Raw genomic sequence first — 15,884 nt, 5'->3', positions numbered from 1 at the left:
CCGAAGTACTTTCAACCTAATAGCCAACCTGGTTATAAAAATATTATTGAAAAATTGAAAAAACTTATTACGTCTGTATATGACAACTAAAAGAAAAATTGGCGGGGCAGTTATTTTACTGCTTTTGATCATCATAGTCACCGCCGCTGCCTATCACCGCTCATCGTCAGCGGGGAAAATGGTAGGGCTGCTCAGAGAGCTAAGGAATAGAAATTACACCTTTGCCAATCCTTTCAGTCCGGAGGTGAAATTGGCCCACGTAGATTCACTGCTTAGTAAACCAAACAACGAAAACAATCCTAACCTGCTGGCATTGAAAGCCTCGCTTAGTGTTAAAGTGGGTAAAGAAACCCAGGCTGTACAAACATACGAGGACCTGATCAATAAAATGGATTTCATGAATATGGGCCCCCTGATGCCTGATATTGGCATTGCTTACATGCGGCTGGGGGAAAGAACTAATTGCATGCTTAATCATAATGGCTCGTCGTGCATTTTCCCTATAAAGGATGGTGGCGTTCATACAATTAAAACCGGATCAACAAATGCTATTAAAGTATATGAAACGATATTGAGAAGCACGCCTGATGACCTGGAATCAAAATGGCTGCTAAATATTGCCTTTATGACGTTGGGTGGTTACCCTAAAGATGTACCCAAAGAATTTTTGATCCCCGGTTTAGATGCTGATACGGCTTTTAAAGTAAAACCATTTACCGATATGGCCGCAGACCTGGGGCTGAATGTAAACAGCCGCGCGGGTGGCGTTATAGTTGATGATTTCAATAATGACGGCTACCTTGATATAATAACATCAGGATGGGACCTGGATGACCCGATGCATTATTTTCAAAATAATAAAAATGGCACCTTCAGCGATATTACGGAACAAAGTGGTTTAAAGGGAATAACCGGTGGATTAAACATTCAGCAAACAGATTATAACAACGATGGCTATAAAGATATTTTTGTTTTGAGGGGCGCCTGGAATACCCAGGGCTTTGGCAATCAGCCCAGCTCATTACTGCGTAATAATGGCGACGGAACATTTACGGATGTTACTGTTCAAAGCGGCTTGTTCTTTTTACACCCTACCCAGGCTGCGGTATGGGCTGATTTTAATAACGATGGATGGCTTGACGTTTTTATAGGCGCCGAGAACCCTTTTGAGTTTGACCAGGGCGGAACACATAAATGCATGCTTTACATTAATAACCACGACGGCACTTTTACAGATATAGCCGAAAAAGCACACTGCGATGTAATGTCGTATGTAAAAGGCGTAACCTCTGCCGATTTTAATCATGATGGCTGGGCGGATGTATTTATATCCACCATGGATGGTCAAAAGTATTTATTAAGAAATAAAGGCATAAAGGGCGGCGGGGTCGACTTTGAAGATGTTACTGCAAAATCAGGAATAAGTGAAAATACTGCAAGCACCTTTACCACCTGGTTTTATGATTATAATAATGATGGGTGGAGCGACATATTGATTGGCGATTATGGCGCCAGGGGCAAAAGCCTGGGTTATTATTCGGCTGCTGAAGCTTTGGGTAAACCCATACCACATGTAGGGAATATCTATCTGTACCGCAATAACCATGATGGTACTTTTACCAACGTAACTAAAGAGACCGGGCTTGATAAAGTTGTGTATAGCATGGGCGCTAATTTTGGTGATATAGATAATGACGGCTACCTGGACATGTATTTTGGTACCGGCAATCCTGATTTTAAATCATTGATACCAAATAAAATGTTTAAAAATATGGGCGGGAAAAGATTTGCAGATGTTACAGTTTCATCCCGTACGGGCAACCTTCAAAAGGGGCACGGAGTTGCCTTTGCAGATATCAGGAACACAGGGATCCAGGATATTTATGCAGAAATTGGGGGGGCATACAAAGGCGATTCATATACAAGCTCATTATATGTTAATCCGGGTCAGAACAATAATAACTGGATAAACTTAAGGCTGGAAGGCGTAAAGGCAAATAAAGCGGCGATAGGCAGCCATATCAAGATCAGCTTTACCGAAAATGGTGTTAAAAGAAGTGTTTATAAAGATGTTAATTCAGGCGGAAGCTTTGGATCATCTCCTTTACAACAGGAAATTGGAATAGGGCAGGCAAAATCAATTGATGAGATTGAGATAGATTGGGCAGGCAGCCATACCATTCAGCGATTTAAAAATATTGCCCCAAACCAGTTTCTGCATTTAACGGAATATAATAACACCGCTGAAGTGATTCATTTAAAAAAGTTGACATTTAAAAAATTGCTTAAAACGCCTGTGTGCATGCCTATGGTTAGCAAATTAAATTAGGTGCGGACTTATTATACTTAAAAAATATTAGAACGATAATATTCTTATTATAAGGAAAGATGATAATGAAAACCGAACCTCTTTTATTTTGTAAAAGAATACTATATTTATAATATTATATAAAGCATTAAATTTTAAACGATGAAAAAAATTCTGTTGATATGCTGTTTGTTTATTGGAATAACAACTGCAAGCCGTGCACAAGCTACTAAAGTTGGAGCTGACCCTGTAGAAAAGGCTAAAGGACTACAAAAACAGCTAAATCTTTCTGATAAGCAAACCGAAAAAGTTAGTGCCATCTATAAAGAATCTGTAGAAAAATTTGATAAAATTAAAGTTAAGGAGCATGGCAACACCAATAAAATGTTAGCAGATGTTGCTCCTTTACGCGTAGCAACTATTAAAAAAATTAAAGGCGTATTAACTCCTGCCCAGGTTGTTAAGTATGATAAGTTGGTAAAAGAGTCGAAAAACTCAAGCCTGAACGGTGGCTGGAGCGACGGTTGGAGCTCTGCATCAAACTAATAAGTTACAAAAGCATTAAACAGAAAAAGCGGCCATTAGCCGCTTTTTCTGTTTAAAATAAATTATCAGTGTTATTTATTCAAGCACCCCGAATTTTCCTGCTTGAAATTCCTGGAAAGCAACCTGCAATTCCTGCTGGGTATTCATTACAAATGGGCCGTATTGCGCTATCGGTTCATTAATGGGTTCGCCGCTTAGCAATAAGGCTACACTGTCTTCATCCGCAATGATATTTATTGCTTCGCCTTCATTTTTAAACAGCACAAAATCATGCTGATCAACCTGTTCACCGTTAACAGTTACTTTTCCTTCAATCACCAATAATATTGAGTTATGGGTTACCGGGATATTAGTGCTTAGTTTTCCGCCTTTATTTAAACGGATATCAAACAGGTTAACGGGTGTAAAAGTTGTTGCAGGGCCTTTATTTTCGTTCAGGTTACCGGCTATTATGTTTACCACTCCTCCATTACCAGGCAATGTAACCTTGGCCATCTGGTCAGCAGTTAAAGGCTGATATTTTGGTGTGGTTAATTTATCTTTTGCCGGAAGGTTTACCCAAAGCTGTACCATCTCGAACGGCCCTCCTTTTTTTGAAAAGCTTTCTTCATGATATTCTTTATGTAAGATCCCTGCACCGGCTGTCATCCATTGTACATCTCCCGGATTTATTACACCGCTGTTACCGGTGCTGTCATGGTGGGCTACACTGCCTTTGTATGCAATAGTAACGGTTTCAAAACCTTTATGCGGGTGCACATCAACTCCCCGGATATGGTCAGACGGGCCAAAATCATATTCGGCATTAAAATCAAGCATCAAAAAGGGGCTTACCCGTTTTTGGGTTAGCTCAGCATTAGGGAAGTAGTTAAATACCCTAAAGCCATCGCCTACCATACCCGGACGGGCTGGGCGGCTATATATTTTTTCAATTAATTTTTCCATTTGGTCTCCTTAAATTTATATACAAAGATACCTGACAAATGGAAGGAAAACGCTTGATGTAGGTTAAGAAAAATAGCTGTAAGCCTTAATGCCCCGGCAGGATCTTTACGGGAAATCCTGCCGGGGCAACTCTGTCAATATCATTAAGTTAAGGGATAACAGAAACGTGATTCTCCCCAAAAGCCTGGTAGCCCCCTCTAAATCTCCTCCGCTGGTTAGCGGAGAGACTTTAGCTTCGCCAGTGTTTGTTTTTTTCAAGTCCTCCCAACCGGGGAGGATTATTCACAGTTGTTTATTTTTAATAGGCGTTCATGAGGGCTATGCCGTTTAGGTGGGGCTACTGGACATTGCTATGTGGTTTGTTATCACCTGCGTTCTTTTAACTTAATCCTGCCGGAGCAAATGTGTTTTACTGATGTTCGATATCAGAACCTTCCTGTTTAACAGGCACATCCTTAAACTTCTGCTTTATAAAATCAGGATTGCTGTTATTTGTGGTTGGATTACTTGAAAAGAATCCAAAAGGCATCAATGAAAAACCCATATGATGTACCGACATTATAGGCCATTCTTCGGGCCTTACAATGTGAGTTATGCCGGCTACATACCATACCACCAGGTCATTATTATTAATGGCGCGGTTTTTTGTTGTCCATTCGGGCAGCCCGTCGTATACTTTATTACTTGCAGGATATCTGCCTGCAGGATATTCCTCGCCCTCGTTATATTGCGTAACCCAAAACTGGTGATTTAAAAACCCGGCCTTCTTGCGCAATAAGGAGCCTTCAGGTACAAATGTTTTGGCCTGTGCGCCGGGCATCAGCATATAGCCTACATGCTGTCCGTAATCACTCATTTCTTTATTATTGTAGATATGCCAGTTACGCGCGCTTAAATAATCAACATCGCGTTGTGCCTGCAGCTCGGTATTAAACATCATACCATCTACATAAAATGCATTGCCAAACGGGTTATCCTTACCCGGCGGCACTAATTTGGAGTTCATTTCCATTACGCTGTTATTTTTAGCGCCATCAATATCCAAATCCATCCTGAAAACAAAAAAGTGCTGGTGGTTTATCGCTTCCACATGCTTATGAACCAATGTGCCGAACGAATGCCCGTTGTATGACAGGTCGTCCTTATCAGGCTTATCCATTTCATTAACCCGGTGCACGCCTTTTACTTCAACTATCCCGGTTAGTTCCACGTCCACATCAATAGTGCCGTCTTCCTTAAATCGCCAGGTAAAGGCATAGTCGTAATTTTCAATCATGGTATAATACTTTATGGCCAGGTTAGTTGCCCTGCGCGATACCGTGCTGTGGCGCCACAGTGTTCCGCCATATTCTTCAAATATGGCAACAGCCCTGTCAATCTGGAACGGAGTGCCGTTCTCCCGGTGCAAAACTGCTGGCATGTATTCAGCATTCTCTGGTGCGTCAGCCCCCGGGCTCATTGATTGTGCAATACCCTGCCCCAACCGGTATTCTCCCGCATCAAAAAAGTTGTACGATGCCTGGAACAGATCAGGCGAGCCATAAGGCACCACCATTTCAGGCATCGACCCACGGTACATAATGGAACGCTCTTTTCCTTTATTTATATATTTTACATCGTAAATAACCAGGCCTTCGCGGTTATCTACGCCATAACGCAGCTTCCAGTTTTGCCAGGTAATTTCATGCCCTTTAATATCAAAGGTGTGGCCTTCAGGCTGAGTAATAATGAGCGGCATAATGCTTTTATTAAGCTCCTTGATTGAATCTTTATTAAAATAATTCAGATCAACCGCGGCGCTAAAGCTATTACCCTCATCAACTATCTTTAGGATCTTCCCAGTGGTGAAATCGGTGTAGGCCATCAGGCCTTCAATATCAACATTGTTCTTTTTGCGCCGTGCAATTACCAGTTGCTCACGGTGTCCAATGGGTGCAATACCTATGTCGCCTGTAAAAATACTTCGGTGGGTTACAGAGTCGATGGAGATCCCGCGCTTTTTTAAAGCCGCTACCCAGCCGGCATCCTTTTTTACAATAGCATTGGCTACCGAGTCGGCTTCCAGGCCCATGCCAATTACGTTGGGGATGCTTTTAACGGAGATCACTTTGCCTGCATTTAGATCTACAACCGCTTCGGTAACGCCATTTTTAGCATAGTCATAAAAGCTGGTAAAGGCCTCGCGCCTGAAAGGTGTGCCCGGTTTATAAGCCAATACTTCAGCTTTAGGCGGCTCCTTCAGGTTGATGATATTAAAGATGTCCTTACCCGTTGTTGTTTTGCTGTCCTTTAAAATCTGGACAACTTTTTTCATCTCGGTTGCTGTTAACGGGTCAAGCGGGTAAGTGGGGCTATCGTCATCCATTTTTTGTTTGCAGGATTGCCCTGCGCACAACATCAGCACTAAAAAAGTGTAAAGTAAACATGTTTTTGCCATTGCTATTTTGTTTAAAGAGTGATTCTTAACAGTTTCTTCTCAAACTTTAGGATAACCGGCTCTTAAACATTGCATTAAAAACAGTTCGTCTTCGCAGGGTCTCTCGTAGAGGACCCTGCGTTATGTTTGTGGGTAATAAAATGCTTCTCGCAAGCATTATACATCGCAGGGTCCTCTATGAGAGACCCTGCGGGAACATTGAAATGGGTGTCATCCTGAGCTTGTCGAAGGGCGACGCGCGTAGAGGCCTATGCCCACATGCTTCGACGGGGTTCAGCATGACACCCGGCTTGTTTTATTTCTTATCTCCTAGCCAAATTATGGCATCTTCAAACATCATATTCTGAACATCTGAGTCAAAGTTCTTATCACCATGCCCCATGTTCATATAAATCATTTTGTATTTGGTATTTGTCCATACAACAGGGATATCGCCCCCAGTTATAATATCTTTTTTACCCAGCGGGTAGTTTTCAGGAGATAAAGTCATCAATACCCTGATATCCTTATTATCCCGCGGATTTGGCTTCCATCCATACCACTCACATATCGGCGCTGTGTAGGTTTTAGGCAGGCGCTTTGTTGCCGGGTGGGTGTTATCATCCACTATCATTTTAGCAGGTAATGGCGGCCAGTTGTTGTTATAAAAAGTAGCGCCCAAAAAGCTTACAAACCACGGCCATTTGGTATATTTATCATTGTACCCCGATACATGAAAACCCAACCATGCGCCGCCATTCGCCATAAACTTTTCAAAAGCGCTGCGCTGCGCCTGGTTGTGCGGAAATTCGTTAAGCCAAACTACCACCTGGTAATTTTTTAACTTTTCGTTGTTCAGGTCCTCCCAGCGGGAAGTGGTATCAAAAGCAAAACCTTTTTCTGCAGCAAACCTGCTGTAAAATTTCATCGCCTGCATAGCAAAATCAACATGATCACTTTCCACATTGGTTGAGTATAACGCCAGCACCCTGAACTTTGGCGATTGGGCAAAGGTTGTGGTTTGCCCAATCAGTAATATGAACAGGCTAAGTGCCGTTTTTAGTAAGTTTCTTTTCATAGTTCTATATTAAATAGGTGTTTATTTAACATGCTTTTACTCGCCTCACCTAAATCCTCTCCAAAGGAGAGGACTTCAGCTTCGCTCTTTTATATTCTTTTTTTTGAACCCTCTCCTTTGGAGAGGGCAGGGTGAGGCGAATGAGATTATTATTTGCTCATTGTTGTTTCCAGGGAAGTCATCATCTCGTTCAAATCCTTATTCATCCCTTCAAACAGCGGTTTATCCTCCGGTCCCCAGGGCTTGCCCTGCCGGTAATCCCACCAGCGATACTCAATTTTTGAATACTCATTGGAGATACCGGGCTCAATCGGCTTTTCATAAAAATCATGCAGTTTAAGCTCATAAGTGGCGTTGTGCACCACAATATTCGCGGTAAACTTTAGCCAGTAATAATGACCTGATTCACTTGTTGTAATTTTGAATACGCCTGTTCCGGCAACTTCACCCTTTTTTGGATCGGCAACATCAATGCTTTTATCCGGGTATTGAAAAGCACCCTTTAACCAATTAGCGGCACGGTTAAAAAGCTCATCTTTTTTAAGACCTGCATTAAGTGAGTAAGCGTTATCAAAATAGATCTTCCCATTTTGCATCTGCATTGCCACCGGGTGCGTATCGCTTTGCGCGATACACATACACGGCAGCAGGCTTAGGGCTATAATTATTTTTTTTATCATTGTTTCTTATCTAAAACCTTCAAACTTTCCCGACTTTAAAAACTTCCGCAATCGACATTTCGACTTCTGAATTCACTCACCTTCCCGCTGCCCAAAAAATGGCATTGCTAAACAGGGTTGTGTAATCCCTGCTCTCAAAAAGGACAGGCGAATGCCCCATAAATATGTAAATGTTGCGTGCTTTATAATTAGGATTTGTCCATATTACCGGGTGGTCGCCCATTTTAATATCAGAGTTGGGCACATAGGTGCTCTCATCTACCGAAGCCAATACATGCACATTAGGGCGCATGCTTTTTTCGTAAGTGTAAAACTCTTCCTTTTCAACAATAAATGCAGGGGACACGCCTTTCATAACCGGGTGCGCTTTATCTTCAACATTTACCTTAGCTTTCACAAAAGTTGCTATGTAATTTTTGTAGCGGGTATCACCCATAAATTTGCTGAACCATTGCCACATCGGGTAACCGTCAAACTCGCCCAGCAAAGTAGCATGATGAAAGCCGATCCAGCCGCCTTTGCCCTGCTCAATATAATTTTGAAAAGCGGTTACCGCCTTTTCTTTCCAGCCGTAAGGTGCGTAATCCAATTGGATAAACAGCTGGTAATTGGCTAAAAATGCATCATCAATTTTATCTGTATTCTGGATATAATCAATAGTAAAATTGCTGTCGGCCGCCAGTTTATCCAGCCATACTTTTGCGGCACGTGAATATTCAATATGATGACCGCCATTCTCGTAAAGGGCTATCACTTTAAACCTTGGCGCTTTTTGTCCCCAGGCGCTGCAGATTCCCAGAACACAAAACCCAATTATTGATGCTATTTTTTTCATGTTATTTTTAGGTTGATATTTTTATTTTGACGCAGCCCACAAAATGGCATTGCGCATTAATAGTATATAGTTTGGATTTACTAATGATGTTGGCGAATGGCCGATACAGATATAGATCATCCGGTGAAAGTTTTCATTTGTCCAAACCATAGGATGATCGCCCATTGGCTTGTTTTGTTTATAGGTTGATTCGTCAACCGTAGCCAAAACCCGCACATTACCCCTTGGACTTTTATCCCATTCATACCACTCGTCCGCAAGCCAGAATTTTGCCGGCAGGTTTTTGGTGACCGGGTGTTTATGATCTTCCACCACAACCATCCCATCCTGGAAAGCCGGGTGGGGCGAATAAGTTACGCCACCCATAAAAGTTTCAAACCAATCCCAATATTTTGCAGTTGAATTTGGTCCTAAAAATTGCTTGCCGGTTAGTCCGGCAGCATGCACGCCTACCCAGCCTTTACCCTGCTCCGCAAACTTTTGCAAAGCCGCCTGCTGGCTTGCCGACATATCAAAAGGCGCCAAATGAAACATTACAAACACCTGGTATTTGGCCATGTTGGCATCATTGATCTTGCTGGTATCATCTGTAAAATCAACGCTAAAGTGATTTTCGGCACCTAACTTTTCAAAGAATTCTTTCCCTGCTGAGATACTTTTCCAGTGGTCTTTTGCCTGGGATGCAACTACGAGCACTTTGAATTTGGCGGATTGGGCATTGATTCGAAATCCGCAAAAACAAAGCAGGACCAAGGTGATTAGAGTAGTCTTGCTTGATAATATTTTTTTCATGTCCATTTATATTGACTTGTTATGTTTTATTCGCATTCTGCAAAACCCGCCGTCATGCCGAATTTATTTCGGCACCTCACAGGACAGTTAGCCACAATGCTATACCATCATGCATTTAAATACATAGAGTACACCTGGCATGTGGGGTGCTGAAATAAATTCAGCATGACATTCTTTTTATTACTCTACTTACGATTACTTTTCTTACGGTTTCGCAACCGGTTCTTTATAAATCCTGCCCATCATCGGGTCATCAAAAATTATTTTTCTTAGCTCTTCGGCATCAATGGCTCCTTGGTGGGCGTAAACAATTTTACCGTCGGGCTCAACTAAAAGCGTATAAGGTAAAGCGCCATCCCATTTTGGGTCTACCGCCTCAATCATTTTATATTTATCATCTCCTGTGTAGATATAGTTTAACCCCGATGCCTGTTTACGCTGCAAAAACCCCAGGGCCTTATCCTTCTTGGCAGGATCATCGGCGCTGATGCTTACAAACTCAAGGCCGCGGTCGCGGTAGGTATGGTTTAAGGTAACCAGGTCGCTAAATTCAGCAACGCAGGGGCCGCACCAAGTAGCCCATAAATTAACCAATCGCAATTTATCGGTATGATTTTTCAGTACTTCTTTTATGCCATCCGCACTCAGGGTATCTAACTTCACAGGCTCTTTGGCCCATTGAATTTGCGCCTTGTCAATCCAAACACTTTTCTCGGCCCACTTTATAGAGCAGCCAAAGGTTTTAGTAACCGGCACGGCTATTTCCTTACCTGCTAATATGGCATCAATAGCATTTCGTGCATCAAGGGAGTGCGGCGTTTTTGCCGGATTTTCCATATCATCAATGCGGCCATTGTAGCGCAGTTTCCTGTCTTTATCAAAAATAAAAATATGAGGTGTTGCAACAGGACCATATTTGTTTGCGGTTACTTCGGTCTCGCCATCATACAGGTACGGGAAGTTAAACTTCATGTTTTTGGCGCGGATCTTCATCTCTTCGAATGAATCGCCAAGGTCGCTGTAACCTAATTCATCCAAACGAAGTCCCGCCGGGTTATTTGGGTTAATGGCTACCAAGCTTACACCCTTAGCGGCATAGTCACTGGTAAGCTTAACCATCCTGTCTTCATAGGCCTGCGAGGTTGGGCAATGGTTACACATAAAAACAATAACCAGCACCTTTGCATTTTTAAACGATTGCAGCGTATAGGTTTTACCGTCAATACCGGGCAGACTGAAATCAGGTGCACTTTCACCTATTGCCAGGGTTTTATGATCAACATTAGCAAATGCAAAGCTGCAAAGCGTTAAAAGGAAAACTAAACTTGTTATATATTTTTTCATTTTTTTTAAACTTAATCATTTAAGGAAACCGCCAGTAAATACCACGCCGTATGTGGCAGCCATTGCTCGGCCCAGCGCCAGTCTGAATCTTTGCCCGATACGGCATAGGGGATATTATAATCTATATCGTCCTCGTTATCAAAACCCGAGGTTATACCATTCACGATACCACCCGGGGCATTGGTGTATTCAAACGTTCCGAAAAAACCATAGGCAGGGTTGTTGTGCCCTGTCCCCTGCAGCATGCAGCTATCAAACGGGTTTAACCCGAGAATCCAGTTTAATTGGTCAAGCGCAAAGCCGTCCAGCTGATCGTGAAACGGTTTATCATCTTTAAACAACGCGGCTACCATTCTTGCTGCTGCGGCAACCGAGCCAAGCCTTGCATTTTCGCCCTGCCACCATGGGGAAGCGTCGCTGCCATGCGGGAAGAAGAAAGAACTTCGCCTGTTTCCCAAAGTATCCTGCACCAGTTGGCGGCTGTAATCAAACGGGTTGTTTACCTCGTGTGTAATAGCCAACTCAAACTCCATTGATTCTTTTGTGGTTTTTTTGATCCGTGCCTGTTCGTCTGCAGTAGCATATGGGTAATAGTATAACAAGCTTACTACCGGTAGCCCGGCATCAGATGGATGAAAGAACGGACGATCCTTGTCATCGGCCCTGAAATAATTTTTATAATTTTTCCAGGTAACCAGGCGGCCCATAATATTAGCGGCCCTTTTTGCAGCCGCGGCTTTGTAAACGTCCTTTTTTGTTACTTTATAAAGCTCTGTAGCCGCATTCAGAGCACAATAATCATCCAGCATATTTTCTTTGTGATCATAATCCATTTGCTCGTTATCTTTCTCTAAAAAAGCAAAGGCGTTTTCGGCGGCTTTTAAATAATCTGCATTGCTAAATTCCCCGCTTACCGGATAAGCTGACGCCATTGCCAGCGCGGCTATGGCCATCCCCGCACCTGAGCGGTAGCTGGACTGGTAAAGCCGCCAGCTTTTTTCAGTGGAGGCTTTATTAAACGCCTGGTCTTTGGTTTTCTTTATCCGGTAGCTGCCTTCTTCGGCAGGGATCATCCTGTCCTTTGGCAATTTCCCGGGACCGGGAGCACCAACTGAACGGTAAAATGATCCGCCTTTGGCCTGCATCCGCACCAAATAATCAGCGCCATACATAGCCTCGTCCAAAATTCTGCGGTTAAACTGCCTGAAATCTGTTCCCGGCCTTGCATTTAAAAGCTCGTAGGTTTTAAACAAGCTCCACGCTGTTAGTGAAATTTGCTGCGGATTGAAATAATTGGAGAATGAAAGATGTGAAAGGTGCTTGCCATAATCGCCCGTAGCATCGTACCAGCCACCATGCGCATCAATGGTATCAGTTGTTTTACCTGATAATAAGGTATGATGATCGGCCTTATCCAGCAAGCCAGAACTGCGCTGGCCTTTGAAATAATATACCACATCAGATACAGTAGCTTTTTCCAGTACGTTTTTCCCGATGATAAACGGATAGGAAGATACAGGGCCTTTTGCAGACTGGATCTGCAGCTTATAAGTACCGGGAGTTGTAATTGTGCTAAAGTCAATCGTCCAAAATTGAAAGTTCTTCCATTTGTTAACCGGGCCGCTAAATACAGGTTTACCTGTAAATACGCTTACACCTGTACCGGCATCAACCAGGTTAAATGTATTTATGTTCAGCTTGCTGTCTGCAACTATAATGGCGTGCTTGGCGCGGTTGTCTTCATACCCAACATGATTGGTAACTATTTTTACCGACTGCGCACGCAGTAAAAAAGGAGTAAGCAGCAGTACATATATTATAGATCTTTTCATGTGTGATAAAACCATTGTGTTATTTATATTAAGGTTTATATTATTAATGGATGTTGGTAAGCATCCCGGAAGTCCAAAGCTAATATATTACATTTCACGCAGGGATTTTCATACCCCTACATTAGCACTACGGTTTGATAAAATTTGAAAACATTATCAATTACGCAGGCCTTCGACCTGCGCTGATGGATGTCGCCCTTACAGGGCTTTAGTGTTTTTATTTTTCTGGCCCTGAAAGGGTCTAACATGTCAGCGCAGGTCGAAGGCCTGCGTTAAACAGGAGGGATTCGGGGAAATAATTGATCATTAGGATACGTTTCGAACCCGGAAGATTTCAAACCCATCGCTATGGATAATCGTGTTTAATTCTAACGGATTAATGCATAAAACCCTATAAAAACCACAGTAGTGGTATTGTAGGGCCTTAAAAATAGTATTTAACTAAAGTTTGGTTGATTATTGCAGAACATAAAAATGCATATATTGTATTGCTGATTTATTAAACAAACACCTATAATACCGGATGGAGAAAAGTGATAGAACAAGGAAATTCCTGATAGCTACCCACGGCACGTTTGCCGCTGGAGTAAAATCATCGTTAGATATAATTATTGGCGCTGTTGAGCATGTGTTTTTAATCCAGGCCTATATAGATGATGCTGTTTCGGTTGAAACACAAATAAAAGAGGTGATGGACCAGGTTAGCGATAACGATGAGCTGATAGTATTTTGCGATATAATGGGTGGGAGTATTACTAACCAGGTGCTGCAACATGCATTAAGATCAAACGTCTATGTAGTATCGGGGTTTAATTTACCCTTGCTGATGGAGATTTTAATGGCGGATGCCGAAACACCTGTTGAAGAAGTAATTACTTCGGCAATTGATAATGCTAAAGAGCAAATGACATACGTAAACAGACTTTTAACCCAGCAAAAAGAAGACCAGGATGATTAAACTGACCCGGATTGATGACAGATTAGTGCATGGTCAGGTTGCATTTACCTGGACACCCGCGTTGGGTGTTAATTGCCTTTTAATAGCAAATGATAAAGTTGCTAAAGACGAATTTTTAAAGATGGCCCTGGGCCTTGCCAAACCAGCGGGAACCAAGCTTTTAATTAAATCATTAAAAGACGCCGCAGTGTTTTTAAACGATGAAAAAAGCAGGAACCTGAAGATATTACTGATCATAAACAGCGTTAAAGACGCCTATGCATTGGTTAACGAGGTGTCGGAAATAAAGTCGGTAAATTTTGGTGGCATCAGGTTAAAAGATGGTGCCAAGCTTATTTCAAAAGCCGTGGCTATTGATGATGATGATATAACCCTTGTAAGAGAACTACTGGATAAAGGAATAGAGCTGGAATTAAGACAGGTGCCTACTGATACAAAGCAAATGGTGGGAAGCTTAATATAAGATGCAAGAATCAAGAGAGTAAGAGTCAAGAATATTTCTTTCTTATCTTGTTTCCAGACTCTTGACTTCTTGATTCTCTCTACATACATTAATTAAAACATATGTCAATTTCATACCTGCTTATTGCGCTCATAGCCATGTTCGGTCACTCCGAAGACTTTTTGGGTACCACGTTGCTGAGCCGTCCATTGGTTTTAGGTCCGCTGGTAGGCCTTGTGCTTGGGGACTTGAACCAGGGCATAATTATTGGCGCTACTTTGGAGCTGATATTTATGGGTAATATAAAGGTAGGGGCGGCTATCCCACCTGATGTTATAACCGGAGGCGTATTGGGTACGGCCTTCGCCATTATCTCCGGTAAGGGACCAGCCATTGCACTGGCTATAGCCGTGCCAGTATCAATCCTGGCCGAAATGCTGATCAGCAGTCTTTTTGTATTCAGGGCGGTGATCAATAAAAAGTTTAATCAATATGCTGATGAGGGAGACTTTAACGGCATTCAGCAGCTGCATATCCTCTCGGGGATCCTCAGGCCTATATTAATGGGCATCATCATCCTGCTGGCCCTGCAATTGGGTGCTACAGTAATGAAGGACTTCCTGGACCTGATCCCTGCCTGGGTACAAACAGGTTTGCAGGTTGCCGGGAATATGCTGCCGGCCTTAGGTTTCGCACTTTTAATGAACCTGATGTTCAACAAAACAGTTGCTCCATATTTTTTCCTGGGCTTCATGCTGGCGGCTTATTTAAAATTGCCGGTAATTGCTATTGGCGGACTGGGAATTATAATAGCCCTGATAGTAACCCAGGTTACGCCAAAAACAGATGGTGAAGACGATGATGATTTTAATGAAATCAAGGAAGAAGCTAAGCCAGTAAAAAAACTAAATAATAAAGACATCCGGAATGTGTTTTTACGTTCCATGGCTTTAGAAGCCAATTTCAATTTTGAAACCTGGCAAAATACGGGCTACGCTTTTTCAATTATCCCGGTTTTAAAACGACTTTATACCACCAAAGAAGCAATGGCGGCCGCACTGAAAAGGCATTTACAGTTATTTAATACCAGTCCTTATGGTTCAACCCTTATTTTAGGGATAACAGCTGCTATGGAAGAACAGAACAGCAACGATCCTGATTTTGATGCAGAATCGATCAGTACGGTAAAGTTGGGTTTAATGGGGCCGCTGGCAGGTGTATTCGACTCGTTATTTTGGGGCACTTTTAAGGTTATTGCTGCCGGGGTTGGTACATCGCTGGCCATAAAGGGCAACATAATGGGGCCTGTTCTTTTTCTGCTGATATTTAATGTGCCGCACCTTGTGCTCAGGTATAACCTCACTTTTATTGGCTATAGGGCAGGTACTAAATTTCTGCAAAACCTGGCCAAAAACAACGTGATGGACCGGTTAACCAAGGGCGCATCTATATTGGGTTTAATGGTAGTTGGGGCGATGCCGGCTACTCTAATGTCAATCAGAACACCCATTAGCATAGGTTCAGATAAATCAGAGATCACGATCCAAAGCGTTTTAGACCAGGTAGTGCCTGCAATTATACCCTTAGGGTTAACTTTTTTGGTTTACTATTTTGTAAAGAACGGCGCTAAAACGACTCATTTGTTACTCGGTTTGCTGGCGCTGGGCTTTATTGGCAGCATGATCCATTTGTTTGCTTAATTTGATGA

The 15,884-nt window shown here is 42.5% G+C and carries 13 protein-coding genes; 5 read left to right on the top strand and 8 right to left on the bottom strand.

Features of this window, described 5'->3' with window-relative positions:
* Positions 1-79: 79 nt before the first annotated feature.
* Both BUE31_RS22930 and BUE31_RS22925 read left to right on the top strand, forming a co-directional pair.
* On the top strand, positions 80-2,329 hold the full coding sequence (locus BUE31_RS22930) for a CRTAC1 family protein (protein WP_073406189.1): 2,250 nt from the start codon (positions 80-82) through the stop codon (positions 2,327-2,329).
* A gap of 141 nt (positions 2,330-2,470) precedes the next feature.
* Positions 2,471-2,854: a hypothetical protein gene (locus tag BUE31_RS22925; protein ID WP_073406188.1), complete on the top strand. Its 384-nt coding sequence runs from the start codon at positions 2,471-2,473 to the stop codon at positions 2,852-2,854.
* A 75-nt stretch (positions 2,855-2,929) separates the two neighbouring features.
* On the opposite strand, the gene BUE31_RS22920 is transcribed toward BUE31_RS22925, so the two are convergent.
* From BUE31_RS22920 to BUE31_RS22885, 8 genes are all read right to left on the bottom strand, one after another.
* Entirely contained in the window at positions 2,930-3,799 is an 870-nt protein-coding gene (locus BUE31_RS22920) for a pirin family protein (protein WP_073406187.1), read from the bottom strand.
* 409 nt (positions 3,800-4,208) lie between these two features.
* Complete coding sequence (locus tag BUE31_RS22915) at positions 4,209-6,236, bottom strand: copper amine oxidase (RefSeq protein ID WP_073406186.1); 2,028 nt, start codon at positions 6,234-6,236, stop codon at positions 4,209-4,211.
* A gap of 295 nt (positions 6,237-6,531) precedes the next feature.
* A complete protein-coding gene (locus BUE31_RS22910; RefSeq protein WP_073406185.1) occupies positions 6,532-7,293 on the bottom strand; it encodes a ThuA domain-containing protein in 762 nt (253 codons plus the stop codon).
* A gap of 149 nt (positions 7,294-7,442) precedes the next feature.
* Positions 7,443-7,973: a DUF4468 domain-containing protein gene (locus BUE31_RS22905; protein ID WP_073406184.1), complete on the bottom strand. Its 531-nt coding sequence runs from the start codon at positions 7,971-7,973 to the stop codon at positions 7,443-7,445.
* A 76-nt stretch (positions 7,974-8,049) separates the two neighbouring features.
* Positions 8,050-8,808: a ThuA domain-containing protein gene (locus BUE31_RS22900; RefSeq protein WP_073406183.1), complete on the bottom strand. Its 759-nt coding sequence runs from the start codon at positions 8,806-8,808 to the stop codon at positions 8,050-8,052.
* 21 nt (positions 8,809-8,829) lie between these two features.
* Entirely contained in the window at positions 8,830-9,600 is a 771-nt protein-coding gene (locus tag BUE31_RS22895; RefSeq protein ID WP_234997891.1) for a ThuA domain-containing protein, read from the bottom strand.
* A gap of 204 nt (positions 9,601-9,804) precedes the next feature.
* Positions 9,805-10,944 (bottom strand): redoxin domain-containing protein, encoded by a 1,140-nt coding sequence (locus BUE31_RS22890; RefSeq protein WP_073406181.1) that lies wholly within the window; start codon positions 10,942-10,944, stop codon positions 9,805-9,807.
* A gap of 11 nt (positions 10,945-10,955) precedes the next feature.
* A complete protein-coding gene (locus BUE31_RS22885) occupies positions 10,956-12,776 on the bottom strand; it encodes a glycoside hydrolase family 9 protein (protein ID WP_073406180.1) in 1,821 nt (606 codons plus the stop codon).
* A 523-nt stretch (positions 12,777-13,299) separates the two neighbouring features.
* Between BUE31_RS22885 and BUE31_RS22880 the strand changes: the two genes are divergently transcribed.
* The 3 genes from BUE31_RS22880 (at position 13,300) to BUE31_RS31345 (ending at position 15,876) form a co-directional block, all read left to right on the top strand.
* Complete coding sequence (locus BUE31_RS22880; protein WP_073406179.1) at positions 13,300-13,734, top strand: PTS sugar transporter subunit IIA; 435 nt, start codon at positions 13,300-13,302, stop codon at positions 13,732-13,734.
* On the top strand, positions 13,727-14,197 hold the full coding sequence (locus BUE31_RS22875; RefSeq protein ID WP_073406178.1) for a PTS sugar transporter subunit IIB: 471 nt from the start codon (positions 13,727-13,729) through the stop codon (positions 14,195-14,197). The genes BUE31_RS22880 and BUE31_RS22875 overlap by 8 nt, the downstream gene beginning before the upstream one ends.
* A gap of 101 nt (positions 14,198-14,298) precedes the next feature.
* Positions 14,299-15,876, top strand: a complete 1,578-nt coding sequence (locus BUE31_RS31345; protein WP_200801974.1) for a PTS system mannose/fructose/sorbose family transporter subunit IID — start codon at positions 14,299-14,301, stop codon at positions 15,874-15,876.
* Positions 15,877-15,884: the final 8 nt, after the last annotated feature.

It is taken from the genome of Mucilaginibacter sp. OK098, assembly GCF_900142915.1.
In the GTDB taxonomy this organism is placed as follows: Bacteria; Bacteroidota; Bacteroidia; order Sphingobacteriales; family Sphingobacteriaceae; genus Mucilaginibacter.
This window is presented reverse-complemented; position numbering and strand designations above follow the sequence as displayed.

Bases quoted from the DNA above. Each gene is read 5' to 3' on its own strand.
- BUE31_RS22925 (WP_073406188.1), top strand. From the start codon at position 2,471: ATGAAAAAAATTCTGTTGATATGCTGTTTGTTTATTGGAATAACAACT.
- BUE31_RS31345 (WP_200801974.1), top strand. From the start codon at position 14,299: ATGTCAATTTCATACCTGCTTATTGCGCTCATAGCCATGTTCGGTCAC.
- BUE31_RS22880 (WP_073406179.1), top strand. From the start codon at position 13,300: ATGGAGAAAAGTGATAGAACAAGGAAATTCCTGATAGCTACCCACGGC.
- BUE31_RS22915 (WP_073406186.1), bottom strand. From the start codon at position 6,236: ATGGCAAAAACATGTTTACTTTACACTTTTTTAGTGCTGATGTTGTGC.
- BUE31_RS22885 (WP_073406180.1), bottom strand. From the start codon at position 12,776: ATGAAAAGATCTATAATATATGTACTGCTGCTTACTCCTTTTTTACTG.
- BUE31_RS22890 (WP_073406181.1), bottom strand. From the start codon at position 10,944: ATGAAAAAATATATAACAAGTTTAGTTTTCCTTTTAACGCTTTGCAGC.
- BUE31_RS22920 (WP_073406187.1), bottom strand. From the start codon at position 3,799: ATGGAAAAATTAATTGAAAAAATATATAGCCGCCCAGCCCGTCCGGGT.
- BUE31_RS22930 (WP_073406189.1), top strand. From the start codon at position 80: ATGACAACTAAAAGAAAAATTGGCGGGGCAGTTATTTTACTGCTTTTG.
- BUE31_RS22910 (WP_073406185.1), bottom strand. From the start codon at position 7,293: ATGAAAAGAAACTTACTAAAAACGGCACTTAGCCTGTTCATATTACTG.
- BUE31_RS22900 (WP_073406183.1), bottom strand. From the start codon at position 8,808: ATGAAAAAAATAGCATCAATAATTGGGTTTTGTGTTCTGGGAATCTGC.
- BUE31_RS22875 (WP_073406178.1), top strand. From the start codon at position 13,727: ATGATTAAACTGACCCGGATTGATGACAGATTAGTGCATGGTCAGGTT.
- BUE31_RS22905 (WP_073406184.1), bottom strand. From the start codon at position 7,973: ATGATAAAAAAAATAATTATAGCCCTAAGCCTGCTGCCGTGTATGTGT.
- BUE31_RS22895 (WP_234997891.1), bottom strand. From the start codon at position 9,600: ATGAAAAAAATATTATCAAGCAAGACTACTCTAATCACCTTGGTCCTG.